The 12,726-nt window shown below is 42.5% G+C and carries 8 protein-coding genes; 3 read left to right on the forward strand and 5 right to left on the reverse strand.

The window, feature by feature from the left end; translation table 11 throughout:
* Positions 1–46: 46 nt before the first annotated feature.
* The 3 genes from DMZ48_RS08095 (at position 47) to DMZ48_RS08105 (ending at position 4,531) form a co-directional block, all read left to right on the forward strand.
* Entirely contained in the window at positions 47–2,416 is a 2,370-nt protein-coding gene (locus tag DMZ48_RS08095; RefSeq protein WP_143954617.1) for a prolyl oligopeptidase family serine peptidase, read from the forward strand.
* An 80-nt stretch (positions 2,417–2,496) separates the two neighbouring features.
* Positions 2,497–3,387, forward strand: coding sequence for a fructose bisphosphate aldolase (locus tag DMZ48_RS08100; RefSeq protein ID WP_143954618.1), 891 nt, complete (start codon positions 2,497–2,499; stop codon positions 3,385–3,387).
* Positions 3,388–3,400: 13 nt separating this feature from the next.
* Positions 3,401–4,531: a formylglycine-generating enzyme family protein gene (locus DMZ48_RS08105; RefSeq protein ID WP_143954619.1), complete on the forward strand. Its 1,131-nt coding sequence runs from the start codon at positions 3,401–3,403 to the stop codon at positions 4,529–4,531.
* A 46-nt stretch (positions 4,532–4,577) separates the two neighbouring features.
* Here DMZ48_RS08105 and DMZ48_RS08110 read toward each other — a convergent pair whose 3' ends face one another.
* From DMZ48_RS08110 to DMZ48_RS08130, 5 genes are all read right to left on the reverse strand, one after another.
* The gene (locus tag DMZ48_RS08110) at positions 4,578–6,509 is read right to left on the reverse strand and encodes an OmpA family protein (protein WP_143954620.1); all 1,932 of its coding nucleotides are present in this window, start codon (positions 6,507–6,509) and stop codon (positions 4,578–4,580) included.
* 170 nt (positions 6,510–6,679) lie between these two features.
* Positions 6,680–6,949 (reverse strand): hypothetical protein, encoded by a 270-nt coding sequence (locus tag DMZ48_RS08115; protein ID WP_143954621.1) that lies wholly within the window; start codon positions 6,947–6,949, stop codon positions 6,680–6,682.
* 277 nt (positions 6,950–7,226) lie between these two features.
* Entirely contained in the window at positions 7,227–9,551 is a 2,325-nt protein-coding gene (locus tag DMZ48_RS08120) for a glycoside hydrolase family 3 N-terminal domain-containing protein (RefSeq protein WP_143954622.1), read from the reverse strand.
* Between the two features lie 10 nt (positions 9,552–9,561).
* Positions 9,562–10,962, reverse strand: a complete 1,401-nt coding sequence (locus DMZ48_RS08125; protein WP_143954623.1) for a glycoside hydrolase family 30 protein — start codon at positions 10,960–10,962, stop codon at positions 9,562–9,564.
* Positions 10,963–10,971: 9 nt separating this feature from the next.
* Positions 10,972–12,711: a cellulase family glycosylhydrolase gene (locus tag DMZ48_RS08130; protein WP_143954624.1), complete on the reverse strand. Its 1,740-nt coding sequence runs from the start codon at positions 12,709–12,711 to the stop codon at positions 10,972–10,974.
* Positions 12,712–12,726: the final 15 nt, after the last annotated feature.

Consider the following 12,726-nt stretch of genomic DNA (forward strand, 5'->3'; position numbering starts at 1 on the left):
CTATATTAGCAATTCATTCATTTTCATTAATCAACCCTGACAATACATGAAAAAACTTTCCTCAGTTCTTTTTTTAATGTTATTCACATTTTGCCTTCAGGCACAAGACACCAATACTTCAAGCCTAAGCATAAAACAGATTATGGATGGCGATGACTTCGTGGGCCATCTTCCCTCAAGACCACAGTGGTCTCTGGATGGAAACTCCATATATTTCCAATGGAATCCGGATAACGCCTGGAGCGATTCCCTCTATGTCTACGATGTTAAATCAAAAAAAATTAATAAGGCTGGGTTCGAAACCGACTGGAATCTCCCTAATGATCGTATGACTACAAACGCTGAGGGATCAAAAGCCTTGTACGAAAAACATGGAGATATCTTTATAACCGATCTGAAAACAGGTAAGATCACTCAGGTAACCAATACCACCGATCGGGAAAGAAGCGCTCATTTTACAAATAACTATTCCGCTATCGCTTATGTCAGTGGAAATGATCTGTATACCTGGGATATCGCTTCCGGAAGGATTTCTCAGCTCACAAATTTTACCGATCGAAACAAAAGAGCTGTAAAAAGAAGTGATAAGGATGAATGGCTTTACCAGGATCAACTGGAACTTTTCGATGTTTTAAAAGAAAGAAAAGCTAAAAGAGATGCAGGAGACAGTCTTGCCTATAAGGATGATCTGAAACGCCCACTTCCACTTTACACCAACGGAAAATCTGTTTACGGGCAAATGGTAAGTCCTGACGGAGATTATGTAACCTATCTTAGCGTAGACCGGCCGGATAACAAAGGTACTATCGTACCTCATTTCGTAACAGAATCCGGTTATACCGAAGATCAGAACACCCGATCTAAAGTTGGAGATAAGCCTGCCGAATATGAAATGTTCGTTTACGATATCAAAAACCGAAAGTCATATCCGGTGAAACTAGACAATCTTGAAGGCCTTGATTATATACCGGAATACACGAAAGACTACCCGGATAAAGAATATAAAAACGAGAATCGAATAGGCAATATCGGCGGACCCGTATGGAGTTCTGACGGAAAGTATGCATTGTTGAATATCATTAGTAACGACTGGAAAGATCGCTGGATCGTATTGCTGAATCCAGAGGATGGTACTGTAACCAATCTCGACCATCAACATGATACCGCATGGATCGCAGGGCCGGGAATCGGCGGTTATGGCATGGGAGACATGGGGTGGATGCCGGACGATAAATCGTTTTGGTATATCTCGGAAAAAACGGGATATGCTCACTTATATGCTATGGAGGTTACGTCAAAAAAAGCGGTTGCGCTTACTTCCGGAGACTTTGAGATCTACGATCCGTTCATCAGTAAAGACAAAAAATACTGGTATCTCACTGCCAATCCTGACACTCCCGGAATTCGCCATTTTTACAGGATGCCTCTTAAAGGTGGAAAGATGATGCAACTTACCACCGAAGCCGGGAATAATGCGGTTACCCTTTCTCCTGATGAGAAAAAGATGGCTATCATGTATTCCTTCGCAAATAAACCAACCGAACTATATATTTCAAATAATCCTGCTAAAGGAGGAAAGTTTGAAATGACTCCAGTAACACAATCAACGACAAAGGCATTTGAAGCCTATGACTGGAGAACCCCTGAATTCATCACCTTTAAAGCAGATGATGGCGCCTCTGTTCATGCAAGACTCTATACGCCGGAAGCTTCCAAGAAGAATAAAGCAGCTGTTATTTTTGTACATGGTGCAGGATACCTTCAAAATGCACACCAATGGTGGAGCAGTTATTTCCGTGAATATATGTTCCACAACATTCTCGTCGATAACGGATACACGGTATTGGATATCGATTATCGGGGAAGTGCAGGTTATGGAAGAGATTGGAGAACCGGAATCTATCGTCATATGGGAGGTAAAGACCTAAGCGATCAGGTAGATGGTGCCGAATTTCTTGTTTCAGAACATGGAGTGGATGCAGATAAGATCGGTATCTATGGAGGTTCCTATGGAGGTTTTATCACCCTTATGGCACTCTTTAAAAACCCTGAGACCTTTAAAGCAGGTGGTGCCATTCGTTCTGTAGGTGACTGGGCAGCCTATAACCACGGTTATACATCCCGGATCCTGAACACACCTGTAAACGACCCGATCGCATACAAACAAAGCTCCCCCATCTATTTTGCTAACGGACTGGAAGGAGATTTGTTGATACTGCATGGGATGGTCGATGACAATGTACATTTTCAGGATATGGTCCGCCTTTCACAAAAATTGATCGAACTCGGTAAAGAAAATTGGGAAATGGCAGTTTACCCTGTTGAAAGACATGGATTTGTAGAACCGAGCAGCTGGACAGATGAATACAAACGTATCTTTAAACTCTTTCAGTCAAGCCTTTTGGGTATAGAGTAGAAATCCGATAAAGTACGGGGAATTTTAAATAGATAATGTATTGTTTTTCAGTACTTAATACGTATTTTTAAAAGAAAAACATGGATCGGTTCCAAGCCCAGTACCAGCGTATCAAAGAAGATTCAGGATTCATCGCTGCCCTTGACCAGAGTGGCGGAAGTACCCCGGGAGCATTAGCTTCCTATGGAATCACTGAAAATGAATTTCACTCGGAAGCAGAAATGTTCGAGAAGATTCATGAGATGCGAACAAGAGTAATGACCGACCCCCGATTCACCAGTGATAAGATTCTTGGGGTCATCCTATTTGATAAAACCATGAAATCCAAAGTAGAGGGGGTACCTACTCCCTCCTACCTTTGGGAAAAACATATAGTTCCATTCCTTAAAGTTGACAAAGGTCTTGAAGAAAAGCGCAACGGAGTTAAACTTATGAAACCAATGCCGGATCTTGACGAGCGACTTGAAGAAGCTGCTTCCCTTGGTATCTTCGGAACCAAGATGCGGTCTGTGATCTACGAACTGAACAGCCGGGGTATCGAAGATATCGTCAGTCAGCAATTCGAAGTTGGCAGGCAAATCCTGTCACACGGTTTGATCCCAATTCTTGAACCGGAAGTGGATATTCATGCTCCGGAAAAAAAGGATATCGAACACCTGTTAAAGGATGCTATAAAAAGATATCTGGACAAATTAAAAGGGGATGAAGTGATCATTCTGAAACTCACGATACCAACCACAAACAATTTATATCTTGAACTGGTTCATCACCCAAGAGTGTTACGTGTTTTTGCGCTTTCAGGTGGATATTCACTCGATGACGCCAACCATTTCCTCATCAAGAACAACGGCATGATCGCCAGCTTCTCCAGAGCCCTTCTCAACGGCCTCCATAAAAGTCAGACGAATGAAGAATTCTCTGCAGCCCTGGGTAGGGCCATCGATAGTATTTACAAAGCTTCCGTAAGCTGAAAACTCTTAATATATGATCTTATACAGCCATTTAAAAACCAATACTGACCCTCGATTCCTTCCTGTACTACTCTGTGTTTGGGTTCTAGTCTTTACCGGCTGTAACGACGGTGAAAAGAAACCTAAAGAACCAACGACTAAACAGGATATTTCCCTGGTCACCGATATACCAGAAAACATTAAGGTACCGGAAGGCATGGTTTGGATCCCCGGTGGAGTATTTACTCAGGGAGCCCTTGATAGCGACCAACAGGCACTTAACCACGAACGTCCTGCACATCCGGTTAGTGTGGATGGCTTCTTCATCGATAAGACCGAAGTGACTAATGAACAATTTAAAAAATTCATCGATGCCACCGGTTATGTTACCATAGCAGAAAGACCGGTTGACTGGGAAGAATTAAAAACACAACTACCTCCAGGCACTCCAAAACCTCATGATTCAGTATTACAACCCGGATCCCTGCTCTTCCACAAAACCCCAGGTCCTGTACCGAATCTTTTCGACTACTCACAATGGTGGGAATGGAAGATCGGAACAAACTGGAAACATCCTCAGGGTCCGGATAGCTCAATAGAGGGGAAAGAGAATTATCCCGTAGTACATATCGCTTATGAAGATGCATTGGCCTATTGCGAATGGGCAGGTCGACGTTTGCCAACAGAGGCAGAATGGGAATTTGCTTCCAGAGGGAGCTTTACCAATTCAAAATACAACTGGGGAGACGAAAGGAATGAACTAGAAACCCATGCTAATTCCTGGACTGGAAGATTTCCTGATACAAATTCCGCCACTGATGGTTATGAGAATAAAGCTCCTGTTAAATCTTTCCCTCCCAATAGTTACGGACTTTACGACATGGCCGGAAATGTTTGGGAATGGACATCAGACTGGTATAACACGAATTATTACCAGGAAGCTCTTAATCAGGGAACCTTGCATAATCCTTCTGGGGCCGCCAAGCCATTTAACCCAAACAATCCTTATGTTCAGGAAAAAGTGATCAAAGGGGGATCCTTCCTTTGTAATGATGACTATTGCAGTAGTTATCGCATCTCGGCCCGAATGGCAACAGAATTGAAATCAAGTCAGGAACATTTGGGATTCCGAACGGTGGCGACTCCTGAAATGCTGAAACGCTAGAACGAAGGCCAAAATTATAATATCGCTTTTCTGATTCACGGATGCATCAATCAATAATCAGGAACTCAGAACGCCTGTTTTCGGCATTCTCCATTTCAGAACAGGGCTGATCATCGGCACAATCATTCAGCAACTTCGATTCACCATAGCCTTTGGCTTCCAGCCGATTTACAGCTATGCCTTTTGAAAGAAGATAATTCATGGTAGCAGTGGCGCGCTTCTCCGACAAGATCAGATTATAACGGCTACTCCCCTTACTGTCGGTATGTGAACCGATTTGAATTTTAAGATCCGGATAGGCCTCCATAACTACTGCAATACCATCCAGAATCTCAGCAGATTTCTCATTGATGCTGTAACTGTCATTTTCAAAGAATATAGGTGCAAGCGACAGTGCTTCTGCCAAGTCTTCTCCGGCCTGTACCCGAATCACCTCCTTGTTCATAACAATGCTTAGAGAATCCTGTCCTACCACCAACTTTTCCACCGTTTCATAGCCTTCTAATGCAACTTTCACAAAGTAAGTACGATCACATTCCGTATCGAATTTGTAGATTCCATTTTCCGCGTAGAATGGCAACATAATACTTTGATCATCCGGAAACCTCATATGTACCAACGGTTGCACTGTCGAGCTATCACCTATAGCAGCTACATTTAAAACGAAGGTCTGAAGACAAGTTGTATCGAGCGGTGATTTTTGGATAAAGGAATAGATATCATCACTCCCCTTTCCCCCTTCCCGGTTGGATGCAAAATACCCGGAAACATTATTTTCATCGATCGAATAACAAAAATCATCTCCGGTACTGTTCACGGGCACACCCAGATTAAAAATCTTTTGATCAGGAATCATGTTCTCATCAAGTCCAACTGCAAAAACATCGAGCCCTCCTAATCCCGGTCTACCGTCTGTAGCGAAATAAAGTGTATTATCCGGAGCGATAAAAGGAAAAGTATCCTTTCCCTCCGTATTGATGCCAGGCCCCAAATTGACAGGCTCTCCAAAAGAACCATTTTCCTGAACGGATACATACCAGATATCCGACTCGCCATATCCTCCAGGTCGATCAGAGGCGAAGAAAAGATATTTTCCATCTTCACTCAGACTCGGATGTGCATTTGAAAAACCATCATCATTAATAGACAGATCTTCAGGTCTGGTCCAATTCCCTTTAGGATCTAAATGCGAACGTAGTATTCTCAACTTGGTATATCCAAGACTATCTGTAACCTGCTTACCTTTTAAGAAATTATTACGAGTAAAATACAATTGCTTTCCATCTGTACTGACTGCCATAGTCGATTCATGAAGTTCCGTATTCACACCTCCTGGTAATTTCGTATACCTATGATGAGAAACATCAATAAGCGAATTCGAAATGGTATAAATATCGAGAAATGGCTCATCATTCCAGTGATCTACAACGCCCCTGTATACTCCGGTATCCCTTGCTGAAGCGAACAGTAAATTCTCACCGGAAATTACCGGAGCGAAATCGGAAAAACGCGAATTGATCGCTAGGTTACAAACTTCATAGCGTCCGGACTGATGAAGGATACCTCTGAGATAATCACTTTCCTTATGAAAATTATAACTACGTCTATCTATATCCACTTCTTGTTGAAAACGAAGCATCAGACTATCGGACCTGATATAGTCACCGGCTGATTTCAGCGTTTGTGCATACCGGTAATAATACTCCGCAGGCAGTTCAGTTCCAAGGCCAAAAAGATCTTCGTACCAGTGCATCGCAGTAATAAATTCTGCTCTGAAATAATAGGAATCGGCAAGTTTCATATAATCTTCCGGAATAGCCTCCCCCTCGAGAATACGTTTCTCATAGAGAACCCCGGCTTTAATAAAATGATAGTCGTCGAACTTTTTTTCCGCTCTGTCGCGGGAAGGGTATGGCTGCTGACTTCTCATACTGAAAGAAAGCAACAATACTGCAATTATGATGATCCGGTGCCCCATACCTTATATCCAATTGAAGTTGATAGTAAACCACTTAGAATTAGTGATGGATAAAATTAGAGGATAATTTCCTAATAAAATTGTGTTAAAAACGAATTAAATCGTAGTTGAACGAAAAATAAGACAAAATGAAAGCAAAGGAAATTGATAAGGCTAAAACAAAGGTCTGTTCAATAAGATTCTATAAGAGAATCCTTTAGGTTTTCGAATGCGATCTTTATGATCGTTTCAATCTCCTCCATGGAAAGTATGATCTTATAATCTTCAAGATCATTGAGTTCCTGCAGGATCATCCGACAACACTCAAAAGACTTTTTCAGACTGGTTAGCTTCATTTCCTTCTCGAGGGCTGTACCCATAATAGGATTATTCAGGCAATCGCGCTCGAGGTTACGTAACATGGTGTTTTCACATACCTGGACGAATTTCCTTCTGCTCATATATCAACGCTGTGGTAAAAATTTTCATAATGATCTTACAAAGTTAGAAAAACTGACCACTAATTATTATTCACCTATATCTTGTTAAACTGATAAAAAATGAATTACATCGAATAAATCAATGCTTTGTACGAAGAATCTTAACACATATATGCACTTTTCTGAAAAAAGGCTTAGAAAGTAATACTACCCTACAAAAAAAGGGCTGCAGGAATAAATTCCCACAGCCCTGGTAACTACTTAACATTATTGGTACAACCGTTAGGTATATATGTAATTAATCAACAACGGTTAATGTTTGTTTAAGATCCTTAATCATGATCTCAAAATCCCCAGCCTCCACAACAGATTTATTATCCCTTCCGATATAGGCCAGATCTGATACTTTGAGGTCGAACGTAACGGTTCTTTGCTCTCCCGGTGACAGAGACACCTTTTCAAACCTTCTCAAACGCTTTACATCCGGAGTAATTTGAGATGCATACAGGTCTGAAGTATAAAGTTCAACAACTTCCTTCCCTGCCATTTTTCCGGTATTCTTTACCGAAACACTCACGGAGATACTCCCATCACCGCCAACCTGAGATTTATCAATCTTCAGATCACTGTATTCAAAGGTCGTATAACTCAATCCGAACCCAAACGGGAATTGTGGGTTGAAATCTGCTTCATAGTTATAAACTCCTTCAGCCTTTTTCTGTTCTTCGGAAGGTTTATGGATATAAGGAATGGTCGCGTTTGGATATCTTGGATAAGTATAGGGTAATTTACCGGAAGGATTCACGTCCCCATAAAGAATATCCACGATTGCATCTCCTCCAAAGTTACCGGGCAAATATGCCTGAACGATCGCATCCATTTCACGTTCGAACTTACTGATCACTCTTGGACGGCCTTCATTCAGTACAAGAACTACCGGCTTACCAGTTGCAGCGATCTTCAAAGCGAGTTCTGTCTGCAGATCATTAATGTACAAATCATTGAGATCACCCGGCTTCTCCGTATAGGTATTCTCCCCCAGACACAGGATCACTATATCCGATTTCTCAGCAGCCTTAACCGCCGCATCCATACGGTCTTCCTTTTGTTCATAATACTGCCCGCCATCAACATAGCTCACTCCTGGAACATAGGTCACATCCGATTTTCCGATTTTTTTCTGAACGGCTTCAAGAATGGTATTATAGCGCTCCGCAAATTCCGGAGTCTTCTCTCCCTGCCAGGAATAGGTCCAGGCCCCGTTTAACGTACGCATGGAATTAGCATTCGGACCAGTCACTAAAACCTTTACCCCTTTCTTTAAAGGCAAAATATCATTTTCATTCTTCAATAAGGTGATCGCTTCAGCGGCCATATCATATGAAGCTTTTTCAAAGGCTTTGCTTCCAAATTCCGGGTAATTCTTATAATTCGTCACCGGCACTTCAAATAGCCCTAATGCGATCTTAACTTTTAAGATTCGTCGCACAGCATCATCGATTCGAGATTCAGATACGCTTCCCTCCGTCACTAATTCCTTCAGATTATCGACAAAGACTTCGTACTGGTAAGGTACCATCGACATATCGATACCTGCATTGATCGCCATTTTAATAGCTTCCTTATCGCTTTCAGCCACACGGTCACGGCGATGAAGATTTTCGATATCTGCCCAGTCTGTAACTACGAGTCCTTCAAAACCCAGTTCCTCCTTAAGCAGTTTCGTCAGTAGGTTATAATTCGCGTGCACAGGAATACCGTTGATAATACCTGAATTGATCATAATGGTATGAGATCCCGCTTCAATCGCTGCTTTGAAGGAAGGGAGATGATACTCACGCAATACATCTTCAGGAATATAGGAAGGTGTTCTGTCTTTCCCGGAAGTAACTGCATGATAGCCCAGAAAATGCTTCATACAGGAAGCAAGGTGATTCGGATCAGCGATATTATTATCTTCACCTTCATAACCATCGATCATGGCTACGCCAAGTACCGAAGCAAGATAAGGGTCTTCACCAAAAGATTCCCACATTCTTGAAAAACGAGGGTCGATTCCAAGGTCAAGAACGGGGGAAAAGTTCCAAGAAATACCACTGGCTCGGGTTTCATAGGCTGTAATTTCCGCACCGCGTTTCACCATTTCTGGATTCCTTGCAGCCGCCTGGGCGATCTGTTGTGGAAACATGGTAGCGTCGGCGGTATAGGTAGCTCCGTGGATCATATCGACACCATATATGATCGGAATATTCAACCGGCTTTCTTTCGTATTTACCTCCGCGATCTCATTGATGACATCGAACCATTTTTGCCTTGGAAAGGCACGGTTATTGGCAGTATTCAGGAAGGAACCCACATGGTATTCACTGATCGCCTTTTTCAACAGGGCAGGATCCAGCGAAAATGGCTCAAAACTGGAATAGCGGTTATCGCCTTTTCCGATAACATCCAGTGTCACCTGCGTCATTTGCCCCACTTTCTCCTCCATGGTCATCTTTGAGAGGATCTCCTCCGCCTTAGCGGCTATTTCCGCCTTACTCATCGGCTTTGTTTCCTGTGCCGTCAACGTTTTCAAAGAAAACATGACCATCACTACAGCCAGAAATTTCGCGTAATGTTTCATTTTTAAAAATTTAGATAATAAGCGTTGCCACTGCTCCGGCAACGAGGTTTAGTTGATAGTTTTCATTATTTATATGCACCGATACGTCCGTATCAGCCGTATTAGTGTTCTGTAAAATAACCACGATCTTTCCTCCAGGAGTGCGATAAGCAACATCGATCACCCCTTTATCATCGTTCGAACCTATCCTAACAGATCCGGGTCTGACAAACTTTGAAGCATGTCCGATGATATAATAAGCCGGATTTCGGACAACCTCATCTCCAGTGATCGTAATAGCGCCTAAACAGCGGTCACATCCCCCCCTGTCCGTATGCGGCTCCTGGTGTTCGTCGGCCGCAAGATTCCATTCCAATACAGTTCTCGCCCAGTTTTTTGGAGCGCCGATAATAAGGTTCTCAGTATGCCAGGCCATTTCCTTGGCAAAATCTCCGGGTGCACCTACCCATTGCTCTGTAAAGTAAAGATTTTTGTCCGGATATGCCTCATGAACCTTGCTTAGGGCTGATATTTCCCCGCCGTATAAATGAAAAGCTGAACCATCCACGAATTTTGATGCAGCAGAATCGGCAAGAATAGTCATCGGATATTCAGGTTTATCACAATTGTGATCATAGACGATGATCTTGGTATTGATCCCGTTTTTTTCAAATTCAGGTCCAAGATAACCTTTGATGAAATCAGCCTGATCGGTTGCAGTCATATACATACTCGGATTATTTCCGGGATGTAAGGGTTCATTCTGAATGGTAACAGCATCGATGATGATCCCCGCTTCCGCCATGCCCTGGATATATTTCACGAAATATTTTGCATAAACCGCATAAGCTTCCTTTTTCAGACTTCCCCCACGAGTATCTCCGTTATCCTTCATCCATACCGGAGCAGACCATGGAGATCCAAGGATCTTTATGTCAGGATTGATCTTTAAAATTTCCTTCAGTACCGGTATCAGGTATAATGTGTCATATGACATACTGAATCGTTCTAATTCCGGATCGGCCTCCCCTGTAGCAAGATCGTTATATGACCAGGTTTTTTCATCAAGATCCGACGCTCCAATACTCAATCGCAGATAACTGACACCAATACCTTTTCCATCGGTGTCAAACAGTTCATTGAGGATCCAGCTTCGTGCGTCCTTACTCATCTTAGCCAAATGTAGCGCGCTTCCTCCGGTAAGTGTATAACCGAAACCATCCATTTCCTGGAAGGTCATACTACTGTCAATTCTGATCTCTGCGGCATTTTCCGATGGTCCTTCTGAAGACGCTGTGATCTTGTGGGGAATAAGTAATGAATTTTTATCAAGGGTGGTCAGCCAGTAAGCTGCGGTACTTTCCTTCTCTTCAACACACCCCGTTAACAATATTGCCAAAAATCCGGCAATAACATGAATAGTTCTGATCATCTTCTTCTCTTAAGGTCTTTTCAGCGTTATTTCTTTTAATTTACTGTTCCCATTATCAAAATAGATTCGTAGTGGCAGCAACCCTTTCTTTAATTCCAGAGTTCCCAGATCAAGGTTTTTCCATTGTCCGAAAGTATCCGGTACAGTCGCCGAAACCGACTGATCGGCTGCCGTGATCCTGAGGTTTGTCTTCTCAGCGGTCTGAAGTAATGCAGCCAATGCATACATTCCATCCTCCTTTACTTCCACAGTATATTGCAGCCACTCACCTGTTACGATATCCGCTGTGTAATAACCATCGGAATCCGCATAGATATCTACACCATCGTTTCGGTAGGCTCTTCCATTATTCCATTGAGTTCTATCTTTACCGGTAGAAACATGATAGTTGGCCGCATCCGTATCGAAATAAGCCTCCCCCATTCTTCCAAGGTCGTAATCAACCGCAGCAATTACCAGTGAATTGGCTAATACATGCTTTTTGAAAGGACGGGTTTCTGTAGTATGCGGTTGACGAATCATTGCATCGATCACATCATAATGAATGATATTATTCTCGAATCTTGTATTTTCAGCCAGTTGCATGATCGCCGAAAAGGCAACTTCCGGATCTGGTTTTGAGACATTCCCACGCCAGTATTCCAGGATATTCTCATATCCGGGATTTACTTTTACTTCCAAAGGATTATTTGAACCCAATTTTTTAAGGGGCCACCAACACCAACCGATATTATTGGTTTCCATAAGGGTTATTGCCTGTTGAAACCAGACATTAGAATTTTCTCCCGATTCTCCGAGCCATATCGGTGTATTATATTTTTTTCGCATATCCAGTACCGCCTCTATGGATCCTTCATCATTATAATTCCAGTACTTATGGAAACTGATCACCATATTATCATCCCAAGGCGGCATGACTCCGGCATAATTATTTCCCCAGCCATTTCCTTCAATAATGACGATGTGAGTTTTATCCTCTTTACGGATCGCTTCCGTAATCTCCATCATTAATTTTCTAAGCGGTGTATTATCTTTTTCTGCGACCCCATTCTTAAGTACCCCTTCGAGGGTACCATCATCAGTGAATGCCCAATTCGGTTCATTGATAATATCATAAGCACCGATCCAGGGTTCCGTGCTATATCGCTTTGCCAACTTCTGCCAAAGCGCAATAAGTTTCTGCTGATTTTCTTTGCTTTCCCATAATGAAGGCTTCGAAGGATCCCTGTCTGAAATATTGAGGTCATGCCCTTGTCCGCCAGGGGTTGCATGCATATCCAGGATCAGGTACATTTCGTTTTCGGCACACCATTTCAATAATTCGTCGGTCATAAGGAAACCAGTTTCAAACCATGTATTCTCTCCCTTTACGGGTTCCTTTTCCACGGGTGGAGTGAACAGATTGTAATGCATGGGTAACCTGATAGAATTGAATCCCCACTTCTTTAAGGAATCAACATCGATCTTCCGGGTATGATTAGCTAACCAGGCTTTATAGAATTCTTTGGTCTTCTCTGTCCCTACGAGACTGATCAGGCTATCCCGGTAAATATATTGCTGACCTGAAAATGGCACCCGGAGCATATAACCTTCCTGAAGCATATGACCTCCAAGTCCGATTCCTCTTAAAACTATATTTTCCCCGGATGAATTGACGATTTTTTCTCCATTTGTTCTGAGAAAACCTTGTGCATTTCCCAGCGAAATGGATAGGATCATGATCATTCCGGTTAAAAGTATTTTTTTCATAATATCTGATTTTAA

The sequence above is a fragment of the Robertkochia solimangrovi genome, from assembly GCF_007279655.1.
Taxonomy (GTDB): domain Bacteria; phylum Bacteroidota; class Bacteroidia; order Flavobacteriales; family Flavobacteriaceae; genus Robertkochia; species Robertkochia solimangrovi.